Annotated in this window: 10 protein-coding genes and 4 pseudogenes; 10 read left to right on the top strand and 4 right to left on the bottom strand. The window is 34.5% G+C overall.

Going from position 1 to position 17293, the window contains the following annotated elements; genetic code table 11:
• The 5 genes from N8N51_RS09470 to N8N51_RS09450 all read left to right on the top strand — a co-directional run.
• Positions 1–565 (top strand): ABC transporter ATP-binding protein (locus N8N51_RS09470; RefSeq protein ID WP_261104086.1); only part of this gene is annotated, 565 nt, incomplete at its 5' end.
• Positions 566–762: 197 nt separating this feature from the next.
• The gene (locus N8N51_RS09465) at positions 763–1173 is read left to right on the top strand and encodes a thrombospondin type 3 repeat-containing protein (RefSeq protein WP_261104085.1); all 411 of its coding nucleotides are present in this window, start codon (positions 763–765) and stop codon (positions 1171–1173) included.
• 47 nt (positions 1174–1220) lie between these two features.
• Positions 1221–7439 (top strand): DEAD/DEAH box helicase family protein, encoded by a 6219-nt coding sequence (locus N8N51_RS09460; RefSeq protein ID WP_261104084.1) that lies wholly within the window; start codon positions 1221–1223, stop codon positions 7437–7439.
• Positions 7440–7513: 74 nt separating this feature from the next.
• Positions 7514–7798 (top strand): DUF5962 family protein, encoded by a 285-nt coding sequence (locus N8N51_RS09455; protein WP_261031012.1) that lies wholly within the window; start codon positions 7514–7516, stop codon positions 7796–7798.
• A gap of 13 nt (positions 7799–7811) precedes the next feature.
• Positions 7812–8126 carry a DUF5966 family protein gene (locus N8N51_RS09450; protein ID WP_261104083.1) on the top strand — a complete coding sequence of 105 codons (315 nt, stop codon included), beginning with the start codon at positions 7812–7814 and terminating at the stop codon, positions 8124–8126.
• 220 nt (positions 8127–8346) lie between these two features.
• On the opposite strand, the pseudogene N8N51_RS09445 reads toward N8N51_RS09450, so the two are convergent.
• A pseudogene (locus N8N51_RS09445) lies at positions 8347–9515 on the bottom strand (IS30 family transposase).
• Between the two features lie 382 nt (positions 9516–9897).
• Here N8N51_RS09445 and N8N51_RS09440 point away from each other — a divergent pair.
• Positions 9898–10644 (top strand): annotated as a pseudogene (locus tag N8N51_RS09440) (transposase).
• Positions 10645–10650: 6 nt separating this feature from the next.
• Positions 10651–11547, top strand: a pseudogene (locus N8N51_RS09435) (IS3 family transposase); the annotation flags it as partial.
• 194 nt (positions 11548–11741) lie between these two features.
• Here N8N51_RS09435 and N8N51_RS09430 read toward each other — a convergent pair.
• Positions 11742–13319 carry an oligosaccharide flippase family protein gene (locus tag N8N51_RS09430; protein WP_261029166.1) on the bottom strand — a complete coding sequence of 526 codons (1578 nt, stop codon included), beginning with the start codon at positions 13317–13319 and terminating at the stop codon, positions 11742–11744.
• Between the two features lie 887 nt (positions 13320–14206).
• Here N8N51_RS09430 and N8N51_RS09425 point away from each other — a divergent pair.
• Genes N8N51_RS09425 through N8N51_RS09415 form a run of 3 tightly spaced genes read left to right on the top strand, consistent with a single transcriptional unit; the run spans position 14207 to position 16641 of the window.
• A complete protein-coding gene (locus N8N51_RS09425) occupies positions 14207–14998 on the top strand; it encodes a cysteine peptidase family C39 domain-containing protein (protein ID WP_261104082.1) in 792 nt (263 codons plus the stop codon).
• The gene (locus tag N8N51_RS09420; RefSeq protein WP_261104081.1) at positions 14956–16185 is read left to right on the top strand and encodes an ATP-binding cassette domain-containing protein; all 1230 of its coding nucleotides are present in this window, start codon (positions 14956–14958) and stop codon (positions 16183–16185) included. The genes N8N51_RS09425 and N8N51_RS09420 overlap by 43 nt, the downstream gene beginning before the upstream one ends.
• Positions 16186–16641: a DUF6568 family protein gene (locus N8N51_RS09415; RefSeq protein ID WP_261029168.1), complete on the top strand. Its 456-nt coding sequence runs from the start codon at positions 16186–16188 to the stop codon at positions 16639–16641.
• Here N8N51_RS09415 and N8N51_RS10535 read toward each other — a convergent pair.
• Positions 16557–16766, bottom strand: coding sequence for a transposase (locus tag N8N51_RS10535; protein ID WP_369009841.1), 210 nt, complete (start codon positions 16764–16766; stop codon positions 16557–16559). The two genes, N8N51_RS09415 and N8N51_RS10535, sit on opposite strands and share 85 nt — an antisense overlap.
• A 233-nt stretch (positions 16767–16999) precedes the next feature.
• Positions 17000–17293: pseudogene (locus N8N51_RS09405) on the bottom strand (transposase); the annotation flags it as partial.

The raw sequence follows: 17293 nt of genomic DNA, 5'->3' as shown, positions 1-17293 counted from the left end.
TGGGAAAATTTATGCCTTAATCGGTACAAGTGGCTGTGGTAAGACAACACTCTTGAATATGATTGGACGATTAGAGCAGTATGACAAAGGACAAATCATTTATGATGGTACTTCTCTTAAGGACATCAAGCCTTCTGTTTTCTTTAGAGATTATTTGGGATACTTATTTCAAGATTTTGGCTTAATTGAAAGCCAAACCGTCAAAGAGAATCTCAATCTGGGTTTAGTTGGTAAAAAGTTGAAGGAAAAAGAGAAAATCTCTTTGATGAAACAAGCTCTAAACCGTGTAAACCTATCCTATTTGGATTTAAAGCAACCTATATTTGAGTTATCAGGAGGAGAAGCACAACGTGTTGCACTAGCGAAGATAATTTTAAAGGATCCGCCTTTGATTCTCGCAGATGAACCAACTGCGTCGCTAGACCCCAAAAACTCTGAGGAATTACTTTCTATCCTAGAATCTTTAAAAAATCCGAATCGGACCATTATTATTGCGACCCACAATCCTCTTATTTGGGAACAAGTGGACCAAGTAATTCGAGTTACCGATTTATCACATAGATGATATAGCAAGATTCAGCTATAAGAAAGTTTTTGATTATATACCGCATAAATTCCGAATATCTGAAGCACTTGTTTATAATCACAATATTATTTGAGAACGTAGTTTTGACTCGTTCTCTTTTTTGTTGTGATACTTATTTCAAGGAATATTTGGTAGGATTGGAGTGAAAAAAGATTAACTAGGAAAGAAGGAAGAATATGGAAGCCATTTATCAACGTGATTCGGATCAGGATGGACTGACTGATGCTCAAGAATTGGCGCTAGGAACCAATCCTCTTAGCGCAGATTCTGATGGTGATGGTCGTTCAGATTTAGTGGAAGTAGAAGAAGGAACCAGTCCCTTAGAAAAGGATTTACAAGACATAGACCAAACAAGTATAACTGAACCATCTTCAGTATTTATAGAAATGAAACAAAAGATTTCAGATATGATGGAGAGTCACTACAAGGAATTTATACAGGCTCTGATTAGTATTGAAACAGGGATTGAAAATCAACAAGATCTAGAAGACTTATATACTTACTACATGAGAACAGATGCCGTTTCTCTTTTGTCTAGTGATTTAGAAACCAGTCCTCAAGAGGTTGAAATGGAGATAGAGTTGTAGGGGAATCATGTGATTCTCCTATTTTCGTATAGTTGAAAGGAGCGAGTATGGAAGTAATGCAATTATTGGCTATGTTTCGTGGAACAATTCCAAAAGATAGGGAGAAAATGGGCCTATTTCTTCGTTATCAAGCGCAACATTTTGATGAGAAATGGCAAGACTTGGTAGAGAGTTTTTTGGGTGAAGAGGGCAAGATAGAAGAGATTCCTCACGTCTATTCTTTTGATCAAGATATTATTTCTTTCCTAGAGGCTAGTTCTGAAAATAATGACCAAGATTTAGAAAGTTACACAAGAAATTTTGGACAAGCAGGTCTAAGTAAATTATCTCAATTAAGTAATTTTGAGAAAAACTTGGTGCTAGAAGTCGCAACCTATAATCTTTCTACTCGATTTTACATCCAATCTGAAAAAGAGAAGTTAGAACCATTAAGTGAGCTTGTATGTCATCAAAATCAGGATGTCAATTTGGTCAATGTCTATCGGGTTGCGAATAATCTATCTGACCGTATTAGTAGAGATATAGAGGAGTTTCTTCTAATTGTTGATTCCAAAGAACTAACAAAAGAGGTTCTTGAGATTCATTTTGAGGAAAAAGAGGGAGATGTTCTAGCTTATTTGGGTTCAGAATTGATGGCTACTTTAGATACCGTTACGGATCTTGTCCATCATGAAGAAAACTACCAACAACTCCCACTGACACAAAAGTTGAAGATTATTACTCATTTTGATGATGTAAAAGCTAGAAACGAAAAGTCTAAGCAAGTAGAGGAAGCAGTCTTACCTTTAGATAATATTGACCAGGTAGAAGAAAATGTGGAAGTTTATTCCCTATCTAAAGTAGATAAAATTGTAGAAGAAGCTTTGAGGGAATATCCAATCGGTTCACAAGTAAGTTATAAAGGACAAGTATTTCAGTTGGTTTCGATTGAAAATGCACAGTTAAATGACTTAGTTCGCCTAGAGTTATTCAATGATTCCAACCAGTTATTCGAAGAGAATCCTATCTTATACTTGAACAGTTTGGAAGAGATTGAACAAGTATTGTCTCATGTAGAACTTGAAAAAGAAGATTCAGAGATTGAGATGGATTCATCAAGTGAAAGTCAGGAAATAGATTTGTTTTCCTATCTGGAAGAAGAAAAGGCAAAGGAAACAGAATCAACACCACTTAGTTCAAGTATAGAAGAGTTGGATATCCCTGTTCAAGATTTTGTTTTTCCAGATGATTTAGAGGACTTTTATCCTAAGACAAATCGAGAAAAGATTGAAACGAATATCGCCGCAATTGAACTTATTAAAAGATTGGAAAAAGAGGGACAACAAGCGAATCCAGAAGAACAAGAGCTACTAGCCAAGTATGTCGGCTGGGGTGGTCTTGCCAATGAATTTTTCGATGAACTCAATCCAAAGTATGAAACAGAACGTTTAACTCTTAAGAGTTTAGTAAGTAAATTAGAATACTCCACTATGAAACAAAGTTCTCTCACAGCCTATTATACAGACCCAATGATTATTCGCCAGATTTGGCAAAAGCTACTGGATGATGGTTTTGAGGGAGGAAGGATATTAGATCCTTCTATGGGGACTGGGAACTTCTTTGCGGCGATGCCTAGAAGTATACGAGAAAAATCAGAACTCTATGGGGTTGAATTAGACAGTGTGACAGGCGCAATTGCAAAACAACTCCATCCAAATGTCCATATTGAAGTGCGAGGATTTGAAGAAGTTCCCTATCAAAATAATAGTTTTGATTTAGTCTTAACGAATGTTCCTTTTGGAAATTTTCGCATTGCCGATAAAAACTACGATAAACCTTATATGATTCATGACTACTTTGTCAAACACTCACTTGATTTAGTAAGAGACGGAGGACAAGTGTCGATTATCTCATCTATCGGGACAATGGATAAGCGGACAGATAATGTCTTACAAGAGATTAAAACCAACACTCATTTTTTAGGGGGAGTTCGGTTGCCAGATATGGCTTTTAAAAAGATTGCAGGTACTCGAGTGACCACAGACCTCCTCTTCTTTCAAAAGGATCAAGCAAAGAATCTTCATGAGGAGGAGCTTGTCTTTAGTGGCTCTATTCCCTTTGAGGAGGATAAGCGTGTCTGGATCAATCCTTATTTTGATGGGAAATACAATACACAAGTTTTGGGTGAATATGAGGTACGCAATTTTAATGGAGGAACTCTCAATGTTAAGGGGGAATCAGAAACATTCACTACTGACATCATGGAAGCATTAGAGAATGTGGAGGCACCTAAACCAATTGACAATTCTTTGAAAGAACCTGTTTTTATCCAAGAAAAAGTGGATCATTCTATCCCAAGTCGTATTCGTGAGAACTTAGCGCTCTATTCTTTTGGATATGAGGGAAATCAAATTTATTACCGAGATACACATGGCATTCGGAAAAGTTCAAAAGTAGACGAAATTAGTTATTATGTAGACGAGAAGGGAGAGTTTAAAGCTTGGGACAGTTCTTTGTCTGAACATAAAATAGACCGATTCGTGCAACTTCATTTGACTGATGAGGAAGCACTAGATGTTTACAAGTCAGAAGAAGCGAGTAAAAGGGGGAAATATAAGGGACTGTTCAAAAAAACTGTCTTTTATGAAAGTCCCTTATCGGATAAGGATATTAGTCGCATTAAGGGAATGGTTGATTTGAGAGAGACCTATCAATCCTTAATTGAAATTCAACGTCATCAAGATTATAGTCGGACAGATTTTCAGGTATTACTTAGTAAACTCAATCGTGACTATGACCGCTTTGTAAGTCAATTTGGATACTTGAATGCCTCAGTCAATCGGAACTTATTTGATAGTGACGATAAGTATTCTTTGCTTGCAAGTTTAGAAGATGAATACATTGATTCTAAAGATCAGAAAGTAAAATATAAAAAATCTTTAGCCTTTGAGAAAGCATTGGTTAGGCCAGAGAGAGTGATTGCAAGAGTTTCAACGGCTCTAGATGCCTTAAACTCTAGTTTATCGGATGGTAGAGGGGTTGATTTAGACTATATGGTATCAATTTATCCCGAACATAGCCAAGCTGCTATTTTAGATGAGTTAGGAGACCAGATTTTAATAGATCCAGAAAGCTATTTAAGAGGGGAAAGAAAATATCTTTCTAAGAACCAGTTTTTATCAGGAGACATTCTCAACAAGATAGAAGTAGTTCAACTATTAGTGGAGGAAAACAACCAAGAATATGATTGGAACCATGCTTTAGATTTGTTAGAATCTGTTCGCCCTCCAAGGATTCATCTGGCAGATATTGAGTTTAAAATAGGGTCACGTTGGATTCCTCAATCCGTTTATGGTAAATTTGCCTTTGAATGTTTTACCAATCGTGAATTTGAATTATCTTCGCCTGATGTTGAACAGGTCATTGAAGCGAATCCTGTCGATGGGCAGGTTCATTTAAGGACATCATTTGCTTATCGCTATCCAAGTGCCAAAGATAGTAGTCTTGGAGTCAGTGGCTCACGTTATGATACAGGAAGAAAGATTTTTGAGAATTTACTGAATTCAAACCAACCGACGATTACTATGACTGTTACGGAAGGAGAAAAGAAAAAGACTATCACAGATTTGGAAAAAACCTCTGTTCTAAGAGCAAAAGAGCAGCATTTACAAGAGCTCTTTCAAGACTTTGTCTCACGGTATCCAGAAGTCCAACAAGTCATTGAGGAAAGCTACAATCGTCTTTATAATCGAACAGTTAGTCGAGAGTATGACGGTAGCCATCTAGTCATTGATGGCTTGGCACAAAACATCAGTCTTCGTCCTCATCAAGAGAATGCCATTCAAAGAATCGTAGAAGAAAAAAGAGCCTTGTTAGCTCATGAGGTAGGTTCAGGAAAGACCTTGACTATGCTTGGTGCTGGGTTTAAATTAAAGGAGTTGGGGATGGTTCATAAGCCATTGTATGTGGTGCCCTCTAGTTTGTCTGCTCAATTTGGCCAAGAAATCATGAAATTTTTCCCTACTAAAAAAGTCTTTGTGACCACTAAGAAAGATTTTGTGAAGGCGAGAAGAAAACAATTTGTATCACGTATTATTACAGGAGATTACGATGCTATTGTCATTGGGGATTCTCAATTTGAAAAAATCCCTGTCAGTAAGGAAAGACAGATGAACTATATAGAGGATAAACTCAATGAACTACGAGAGATTAAAACACATTCTGAAAATAAGTATACCGTTAAAGAAGCAGAACAATCAATAAGTGGTCTAGAGAAACAATTGGAAGAACTCCAACGTTTCAATCGTGATAGTTTTATTGATTTTGAGAACTTAGGAATTGATTTTCTCTTTGTGGATGAAGCACATCACTTTAAAAATATTCGTCCAATTACTGGACTTGGGAATGTAGCAGGTATTACCAATACAACCTCTAAGAAGAACGTGGATATGGAGATGAAGGTTCGACAGATTCAGGAAGAACATGATTTTAAAAATATTGTCTTTGCGACAGGGACACCTGTTTCCAATTCTATTAGTGAGTTGTATACTATGATGAACTATATTCAACCAGATATCTTAAAACGCTATCAAGTTGATTATTTTGACTCTTGGGTAGGTGCTTTTGGAGAAATTCAAAACTCTATGGAATTAGCTCCTACAGGGGATAAGTATCAGCCTAAGAAACGATTTAAAAAGTTTGTCAATCTACCTGAGTTGATGAAAATCTATAAAGAAACAGCCGACATTCAAACACAAGATATGTTGGATTTACCTGTACCAGAAGCCAATATTATCCCTATTGAGAGTGAGTTAACTGAAAACCAGAAACTCTATTTAGAAGAATTAGTTATGAGGTCAGATGCGGTTAAATGTGGAACAGTTGATCCAAGCCAGGATAACATGTTAAAAATTACGGGTGAGGCACGAAAACTAGCTATTGATATGCGTTTATTGGACTCTAGCTATAGTCTAGCAGACAATCATAAACTGCTTCAGGTAGTGGATAATGTTGAGAGAATTTATCGTGAAGGAATGGAAAATAAGGCTACTCAGATGATTTTTTCAGATATTGGCACACCTAAGAAAAAGGATAATGGCTTTGATGTCTATTCTGAAATTAAGGCTTTATTAGTTGATAGAGGAATCCCTAGTAAGGAAATTGCTTTTGTACATGATGCTAATAGTGATGAAAAGAAGAATAGTTTGTCTCGAAAGGTCAATGCAGGAGAGGTGCGGATTCTCCTTGCCTCAACTGAAAAAGGAGGAACAGGTTTAAATGTTCAGAGCAAGATGAAAGCAGTTCATCACCTGGATGTCCCTTGGAGACCAAGTGACATTCAGCAACGCAATGGACGGATTATCCGACAGGGAAATGAAAACAAGGAAGTGGATATTTACCACTATATTACCAAAGGTTCGTTTGATAATTATCTATGGGCAACTCAGGAGAACAAACTCCGTTATATTAAGCAGATTATGACTTCTAAGGAGCCGATTCGTGCTGCGGAAGACATTGATGAGCAGACCATGACAGCTTCTGATTTTAAGGCACTAGCAACAGGTAATCCTTATCTCAAATATAAGATGGAACTAGAGAATGATTTGACTCTATTAGAAAATCAAAGACGCGCCTTTCAACGCAGCAAGGATCACTATCGTCATACAATCTCTTACTGTGAAGAAAATATGCCCATTCTTGAGAAACGATTAAGCAAGTATGAAGGCGACATTCAACAGTCTGAAATATCGAAAGACCAGGCATTTTCTATGACGGTAGGTAAGCAAGCTTTTGATCAACGAGCTGAAGCAGGGGAATTCCTACACCGTCTTATCCGTCATAATCAAGCTGACAGCAAAGAATTTCGTACCCTAGCAAGCTATCGAGGATTTGACATTAAAATGCTTAGTCTTCCAATAAATCAACCTCTTCCTGAAACCTTCTCTGTTAAGATTGTAGGAGAAAATCAATATTCTGTCAGTTTAGATTTATATTCTCCTTTGGGGACGATTCAAAGGCTTCAGCATACGATTGATCACATCAAGGAGGATCAAGTGAAAACTCAGAACTTATTGGATGAATTAAAGGATAAATGGACTACTGCTAAGGTAGAAATTGAGAAAAATTTTCCAAAGGAAGAGGATTATCAAACTAAAAAGGCCGAATACGATGTACTCGCGCCATTGATTGAAACAGAAACGGATTTAGATATTATTGATCAGGCCTTAAGACAATTCCATGAAAAAGGAAACGAAAAGCAAGAACAACTTTCTTTTGAATTGGATTAAAAAATAGATACAAATAGCGGACAAGAAACGAAAAACGCGGTAAAATAAAGATAGAAAGAAACGAGGTAACGATTATGATGGAAGATACCTATTATCAATTAGAAGAAACCTTGGTACAGGGATTTCAAACCCCTGAAGAATATCAAGCTTACAAGGAACTAAAGGAACATTATGAGGAAGTGACTGGGGATTACAGCTTTTCTAAACGAGAACTCACTAGCCAATTGGAAATCGCTCTTCAGAATCATCGAGGCGTGGACTTTGAAGAACATGAAAAAGAGGACTATCTGGAATTGGTTCAAAAACTAGAAGAGTTTGATTCCTCTCTTGCCACCCATTATCGTCAGTTGATTGACTAGAAAGGAGAAAGTCATGAATGATTTACTCCTTATCCCAGTAATTTTTTTAGCAGTAGGAGGAATTCTCATTCTTTTATGGAGACTCTTTCTTATTGCCAGTGGACTTTTCCTGATTGGTTTTATCAGTTTTCTTATTTTCGTTGAGGGTTATGGAATTTATCTTCTCTTTACAGAAACTGAACTTTACACGGCAGATTTAGCCCAGAATGGTCTGATAAGCTTTACAGGATTTTATGCGGTATTTAATCTAGCCTTGCTTGTATGTGGTGTTTTGAAAATCATTAGTTGGAAAAGAAGGCTTAATTCCCAAACTAAGTTTCACCGCTAATCCAAGTGGAAGTTAGTCTGATAAAAATCGTAAAAACCAGTGGAAATCCGTGTCAGGGTAAGTTCCACTGGTTTTACTAATGCTTGATTTCATCGCTTTTGTAGCCAAAATGAATCGAAAAAAAGAGCGCACAAAATCCCCTCATCTGAAAGCATTTCAGATTAAGTTCCGCTATGGTGTAAGTTAGTGTGAGACGTTTGAATGGGTTGAAGATTAATTTTTAAATCTTATGTCGGAGTAATTTAGACGACTGACAGACGTCTTCTGCAGGTATTTTAGAAAAGCCGAGAAGTTCAGGAATCTCTTCTCCGTAAGTAAAGGCAAAGAGTTCATAGGCTGACTTTCCATTTAAAGCAGAGCGTTTGACACTGTTGACATGAGAACAAACGAGATTGATGTACTCTTGGGTTAAATTGTCAAAAGAAGTTCCTTTAGGTAGAATGTTTCGAATCAGTGTGTGATTTTTCTCAATTCTCCCTTTCTGGTCAGAGCGATTAGGATCACAAAAGAAGAGCTTACTCTCTCCTCGCACATCCATTTCGATATCATCAACTCTGGCAAACTCTCCACCATTATCTGTTAGGATGACAGGAAAAAGTTGGCAGAAATCTTTGTCAGCTTCATGAAGGGTGTTTTTGATATCATAGAGGTGTTTGGTAACCTCAAGGGCAGTTTTATTATCCAGAAGTCTAGCAAAGATAAAGTAACAGAAAGAGAGATTGAGGGTGAGTAGAACTTTACCTCCCGTTCTGCCCATAACGGTGTCCATTTCCAGCCAAGAATTCAGTTGGTTAAGGGTTAAATAATTTTGGAAATCCTCATAGGAACGGCCTTTTTTGGCTTCTTTAGGAATAGAAGGTAGTTTACTTTTCCGTCTTTCTTTAAATTTAACGGCTCTAGCAAGATCAATCGGAGCGATAGACAGGGGTACTCTTTTCGGATGTGTCGATAGACAGTTGAGGAGCTAACATCAAGGTTGTGAGTTTTCAGAGTATGATAGATGTGTTGTCCCTTTTTAACCCCATCAGAAATGACTTTATCTATGTCCCAGAAAGTCTGAAAATCAAGGAGAGTTCCTTCACGAGCTTCGACAAGAGTTTGTTCGTACTGCTTTTGAGCTTGCTTAGCGAGGTAGAAGATTTTCTGATAGCCACAGTTTTGTCTTCTTTTAGGACACCCATTACAGACAAAGGGAGCTTTATCTAGTAGAGGGCAAGGAAGGTTGTTAGAGGTAGAGTATCTAATTTATTTGTTTCGTTTGACTTCTTTAGAAACAGTAGTAGGTTCTTTTAGAACAAGTTGCCCGATAGCTTTGAAGGTTTCACCGCGATCTAAACCTAGTTGGATATCATTACGGTCTGAAAGGGTAAGGTGTTTGTGTTTTGTCATAGTGGATCTCATTGTTAACTCAAACGTCTCATGCTTAATTCCACCATAAAAATCCGTTTTAGACTAATTTCCACTTCGGCTAGGCAAGTGGAAGTTACTTTGAGAAGTTACCTCTAACAATTAGCAAATATAATCCAAATAATAATCCTATTCAGATTGCTAAAATAGTGGATGTATATCATGGTGCTGAATTTTTAGATTCTACATATAATATGCAAAGTAGATTTGGAAAAGTAGTAATGACATACAAAGATTAATCTTTAATCAGCTTAAATGATGATAAAAATAAAACACTAACCCGAAAATTTGTATAAAACAGTTTATAGGATTGGTGTTTTTATAATAGACTTCCTACGAAACAAAAATATGATACAATAAAACTATGAATTATGAAGCAAGTAAACCATTAACTGATGCACGCTTTAAGGGCCTTGTTGGTGTTCAGCGCGCTACTTTTGAAGAGATCTTAGCTGTGTTAGAAACAGCTTATCAACGTAAATACGCAAAAGGTGGACGAACCACTAAGTTAAGCTTAGAAGATTTCCTCATGGCTGCTCTTCAATGCATGCGCGAATACCGTACTTATGAACAAATCGCGGCTGATTTTGGCATTCACGAAAGCAACTTAATCCGTCGGAGTCAATGGGTTGAATCAACTCTTATTCAAAGTGGTTTTACGATTTCAAAAACTCATCTTAGTGCTGAGAATACGGTGATTGTGGATGCAACAGAGGTAAAATAAATCGTCCTAAAAAAATCAACTAGCCAAGGGAGAATTGTTTCTTTGGATATCGCTGTGAACTATTGCCACGATATGAAATTGTTCAAAATGAGTCGCAGAAATATCGGACAAGCTGATAAAATCTTGGCTGATAGTGGTTATCAAGGACTCATGAAGATGTATTCACAAGCGCAGACTCCGAGGAAATCAAGCAAACTGAAGCCACTAACTCTTGAAGATAAAGCCTATAACCATGCGCTATCTAAAGAGAGAATCAAGGTTGAGAATATTTTTGCCAAAGTAAAAACGTTTAAAATATTTTCAACAACCTATCGAAATCGACGCAAACGGTTTGTATTACGAATGAATTTGATTGCTGGTATTATCAACCGTGAACTAGGATTTTAGTTTCGCAGGAAGTCCAATAAAGAACTCGAAATGCAGCTAGACATCCTAAAGCAAGCGGCGGTGATTATGGCACGAAAAGAGAAGTAATCACTGCTAACAAAGACAAATATAGCATTTCAGCCATGTGTCGTTGGTTTGAGATTCCTCATTCTAGCTATTACTACAAGGCTGTTAAACCAGTCTTTGAAGTGGAACTTGAAGAAAATATCAAAGCTATTTTTCTCGAAAGTAAGGCCAGATACAGGGATAGGAAAATCAAGAAATGTTTGGAAAATGAAGGCATTCAGCTATCTCGTCGTCGGATTCGTCGCATCATGCACAGACTCAACTTAGTATCCGTTTATCAGAAAGCAGCCTTCAAGCCACATTCAAAAGGGAAGAACGTGGCAGCTATTCCTAATCACTTTAGCCAGATAATTTCATCAAGAAAAGTCTCTAAAAGCTTTAGTGACAGACTTAACCTACGTCCGTTTCGGTAATGGCTGGGCTTATGTTTGCTTGATTATTGACCTCTTCAATCGTGAAATCATCGGTCTGTCAGTTGGTTGGCAAAAGACCGCTGGATTGGTCAAACAAGCGATTCAGAGCATACCTTACGCTCTGACCAAGGTTAAGATATTCCATTCATATCATGGGAAGGAGTTTGATAATACTTTGATTGATGACATATTGGAGGCCTTCGGAATCACCCGCTCTCTTAGTCAAGCAGGCTGTCCTTACGACAATGCCGTCGCTGAAAGTACCTATCGTGCTTTCAAAATGGAATTTGTCCACCAGGAGACTTTCCAGACGCTAGAAGAATTGGCCTTAAAAACCAAGGACTGTGTCCACTGGTGTAATCACCAGCGCATTCACAGCAGCCTCAACTACCAAACACCTATGACCAGACGTTTAGTCATTTAGAAAAAACACTTTATAAACTCTGTACAAAAAAGTGTTGCCTTTTCAATTATTCGGACAAGTTTGCGCCAGCATAGGCCACTTCATGCCAATAGTCAAAGGGAGAGGAAAAACGACCATTTTATTCATATGTCCTCTATATAGACAGCAGAGTATAGATAGAATTCCTTGAAATTTTTACTATTACTGATTATAACTTACAAATTTGGAAATATAAAATCTAAAACCTTTATAAATATTCCTGGAATTAGATATATAAAGGTGCCCGCTAAACCTATCATAAGAACATGCAAATATACCCCAAATCTATTTATCAACAAAATAAAAAACGGTTGCTTCTGTATTAAATATAGACACATTGCCATAAACAATGTTAACATTATGATTCCAATTATTTTTTTCAATATATACCTATTGTATACTGGTGCTATTTCATTTAGTTTATTTGAAATAAAAAATAAAATAATCAGGAGGGAAATTGATGTTGATGTAATAGGGCCATATGCCTCTAAAAAGTAAATACAAGGTATTTGAATAATAATTTTAACAATCATGCCGTATAGTAGATATCTAAATGAGTTTTTTCTTTCATCAACTGCTAACAATAACGGAGATAGTAAAGTATAAAATGCAAGCAACGGTGTCTGAATAACATTGGCAATAAATAAACTCAAAGCTGTCCTAGATGGAATTCCATAAAAAATAGTGTATAGCGGTTTTGACAAAATAGTAACTCCTACCGTGACAGGAATAAGTATTGAACTTAAAATTAATAAACTATTTCCAATTAGTTTTGCGATATTTTTAATATCTTTTTGTAAATAAGCTCTGGTCATCAAAGGAATTCCAACCACAGAAATTGATGACGCAATCGAGATAATAATGGCAGTAATTTTTTGGGGGTTAGCCGCAAAATAAGCATACTGTATTTGTAAATCTTTTGTTGAATAATTTGTAAATACAGACATAATGTTATAAAAACTTAATTGATCTACAATTTGAAAAAGCTGAATTGTTGAACCCATAATAACAAAAGGAAGGGCTTCCCTAAAAGTCTCTACCAAAATAATCTTATTGTTAAAAGATTTAGATGGACGTTTGGAGGTAATTATTTTAATTAAAATTCCTTGTTTAAGAAGAAAATACAATAACAGAAAAAAACTAACTAGCATTCCAATGAATGCTGCAAAGGTTGAATGTTTGACTGCTAGTAAATAATCACCGTTACCATTCTGCATTATTAAATAAGTAGAAATTAGCATATAGCCAACTCTAAAAAATTGCTCAATGATCTGACTGAGTGCTGAGGGTTTAAGTTGATTTAATCCCTGAAATGTTCCTCTTAATAGACTCATTAATGGAAAAATTAACACAGCAGGTGCTAGGGTTCTTAAAATTGGTACAAGTTCTTCTCCACCTCCAGATATTAAAGATAAAAAAGGTGATACCAAATACATGACAAAACCCGCAATAACTCCCAGAGTCAGCATTAGTATCGCAAGTGATTTAATTAGAAAATACGCATACTCTTTTTGATTTAATGCAAAATACCTAGAAAGTTGCTTCGCTACCGCATCTGGAAGACCAGCTGTAGAAATCAACAGAAATAATGCATAAAAGTTATAACCTAGCAAGAATATTGCATTTGCTTTTGGTGCATATTCGCCCATCCAACGATACCATAGAATTATATAGAGCAAACCGATTAGACGACTGGTAAAATTAGCTACCGTCATCCACGCCATTCCATTAATCAAAGAATTTTTAGATTTCATTTTTATTTTTCCTTTTATATTTAGGCTCTGATAAGAATTCAAAGTATAACATTCCTAATAGTAGATCATTATTTTTTATTTACATATATATTTAACCATAAATTTTATTGCATAGCCATTTCGTTTTAAAATAGTATTCTAAACAATATGTACCGAATCAAATTATCTAAATAGTTACACTACTTTTCTTTTCAGAGCAGCACAGAATTGTTCAACTTGGTGAGTTCAGAGAGTAAGAGAGAAGCAAAAGAAAATAGTAACCTCTAACTAGCACAAGATTATCTAGTTGCTTTTTGGGATGAAAAGTCTACCTATAATAATGACATAAGTTTGAAATCTATTCTATCATAACTACACTTTTTTGTCACTTCTAATTTATTTGAATAGGCATAACCTATAGAAGGTGTAAAACTATAACATATAACAAAGATTTGTGAAATTTTGAAGTAACATTATTAAGTCAAAAATTAAAAAGAAAAGATGATAACTTATTTGAGTCATATCTTTTCCAAGATTATTATATAAATTTTAGGGCAATAATATAAAATGATCTAAAATTTCCTATTAAACAACTAGCAATTTGAACATTTTTTAAAATTGAGTTTAGTCAAGTTCTTAATTGACTATTCTATAATTATATGATAATATTAACAATGTAAGACTTAGTGCTTATAAATTATTAGAAAGGAGTTTTAATATGCGTAAATTGACTGAAAAAGAAGCTAAAAAAGTTTCTGCTGGTAAGTTTAAATGGTACTGCCAAAAGAAATATCCGTATAGCTGTTTTTGGTATTGGATTTAATAATCAAAAATAGTACTGGTAATTGGGAGGCTATATTTTTTAGTCTCCTAATTCTATTTATAAAGTGAAAAAGCAAGGAAATACAATGATTCATACAGAACAGTCTTTTAGTGATGATTGCGGAATTGCCGTTGTTCTAACAATAGCCAAATTGTTTAAAAAAGATGTAACGAAACTTTCTAATTATTTGAAGAAACTTGAGATCTCAGATTCTAACTTATCACTCTATGATCTGAATAGATTATTAGATTGCTTTGGAATTAAATCTGATGCCTTTTATGTCTCAGATTTTGATGAATTATTATCACAGAATCTTCCTGTTATCATGAAAGTAGACCCACATGCAGAACACTATATTGTTCTCCTAAGTAATCAAGGTAATAAAATCAGAATTTCTGATCCGGCAAAATCTAAGATAACAACAATAAGTAAAAAAGAACTTCAAAGAAGATTTGATAACTATGCCATTATTATTCAAAAAGGAGAAAAAACTGACAATGTTGTAATCGATAGTTTAGGAAGAATTGATACTACCAAGATTATTAGTACCTTTGTTAACCTTAAACAAGTTATTTTTTTATATATTTTTTCCATAATAAGTTTGTTGGCGCCAGCTATCGCTACCACTCTCATAACCGATCTTAATGTATTTTCTTTTAACTTTCTTTTATTATTGATTTCGCTTTTTTTATATGCCACCTCTTATAGATACTTGGTTCATATGCGACTCAAAATTGTCAATAATTTTACCGGATATATATTAGATAAATGTTTCAGAGCAAGTTTATCTAATATTGGTCAATTTAAAATGGACACTGATATCTCTAGATATTTTTGGAATCTTTTTGGAATCTTTTTGGAGCATCTAATGGAATAATTAATAGATATTTTTTACGATTTGATTTTACTTATCTTATTGTTTTAGCTTCATTCCTACTTATCTATGACTTGAAAGCTTTCTTTGCTTACTTTGCAACTTTATTTATTTTAATACTCATGTTAATAAATCCTATTAATAATCTTATAAATGATGTAAAAGAAATGATTGAAGCTTCAGGTATTTGGACGAATAATTTTTTGGAAATGTTACGAGGTAATTTAGATATACATTCATTTAATAAATCTATTGAAGCGACTAATTACCATAATAGTAGTATGAATAATTATTTTAAAAAAACTATTAATGTCAATAATAGTAAAATTTTGGTTACGAACATTATAAATATAGGTATGTTAGTTGCAGTTCTTATAGCAACTTTATGCTTGGATAGGGAAACACAAGAGAAAGGAATGTTTGTTTATCTTTTATTTATTGCTTCTAGTGGTTTTAGTAAACTAATTAGTAATTATATAGACTATGCTTCTAGCAAAACTGAAATTGAATTTATATACTCCAGAATCGATATTCCAAGAACTAAAGAACTAGAGCATATGAATGATTTTACTACCATTGATAAAGTAACTTCTATAGAGGTGGAAACATTGGCCATTCCAGTCAGTAACTCAAAAATAATTAACTACCCCAAAATGAAATTCGAAAGCGGTAACGCATATTTAATTATAGGAGAAAATGGAGTAGGAAAGAGTACATTGTTTAGATTCTTTTTAGAATTATATCCAAATTATACCGGTTTAATCAAAATTAATAATCAAGAGACTGAAAAAAATTTTTCACTTCTAAAATTTATATCTTACTATTCTACTGATTCCTCTCTCTTTTCTGGTAGAGCAGATAGAAATATAGATTTTACAATTTTTGATGCTAATCCCCATAAAAAAATTGTAAATGATTTTCAATTAAATGGAATTCCATCTTATATACATGGTAATGGTGATAATATTTCAAGTGGGCAAAAACAAAAAATCTTATTGTTAAGAACGTTAAATAAAAATTCTGATATATATCTTTTTGATGAACCCACCGTAAATTTAGATTATGAATCAAAACAAAAGTTCTTCAAATATATTGAAGAACTGATAAAAAATAATAAAATTGTAATTGTTATATCACACGATTCTCTAGAATATGACTTTAATAAAATTTATAGTTTAGGAGATAAATAGATGAAAAAAAGAAAAATGAATATGCTACTACTGTTTAGTTCAATTGTACTATTAGTCGGTATACTATATAATACAGTCCTACAGTCACCTCAAATTACAGAAGTAGAATACCAAAATAATATAGCCAAGACAGAAAAAGTTAAAACAGATAATATAGATGAGATTATAAAAGGAATCCCTAATAAATCTTATTATTTATATATTGGTCGATCTACTTGTCCATATTGTAGAAAATTTTCACCAGTCATAAAAGAGTTAAGTTCAAAACACAAGGTATTCTATTTAGATGCAGAAAATTTTAACTTTGACAAAAATACTGAAAGTTTAATAGACAAAACACTCGATATTGAAACTGTTCCATATATTACGTATTATAACAATGGAAAATTAACTAAGTCAATCAACGATTCTTCAGCTACTATTGAAGATGTTTTATCCTTATCTTTGGAAAAATGATTAAATTTTTCTTCTGTCACTTTCTTTTTCAAGATAGCCCAAACCTGCTCAATAGGATTCAAATCTGGTGAATAAGATGGTAGAGGTAAGAAAAAGTGTCTATATTGGATGCACAGTTCAGACAAGATGTTCTTGGGATGAAAATTTGTCCATATCTTATTTCAATCTATTGCATAATTCATTTCTTTAGTTTCACTCAAGGCACAACACAGAATGAAAAAGTATTGTGCTCTCTATTTTGTTTTATAATAATAGTGAGAAAGCCTATCACTACTACAAATCACGGTGAGGTGAATAGGTGAGTGGTACAGCCACTACCTCGCATTTTTATAGGTGTCATTCTTTCTATCAAGCACAACTAACTGTGACTAGGAGCACGTAAGGTATTACAACTTGGTAATACCTTTTTGATATTAGCCCATGTTTTCTCAATAGGATTGTACTCAGGTGAGTAGGGAGGAAGAGGTAAAAATTTATGCCCAAACTCTTCACACAAGAGTTCTAGCTTACCCATTATATAGAATCTTTCATCATCCATAATAATAACTGATGGTGTATTTAATATTGATAAGAGAAACTTCTGAAACCAAGCTTCAAAAAAGTCGTTCGTCATTGTTTCTTCGTAAGCCATTGGAGCGATTAACTTACCATG

The sequence above is a fragment of the Streptococcus mitis genome (assembly GCF_946188685.1).
Lineage (GTDB): Bacteria > Bacillota > Bacilli > Lactobacillales > Streptococcaceae > Streptococcus > Streptococcus mitis_CC.
This window is presented reverse-complemented; position numbering and strand designations above follow the sequence as displayed.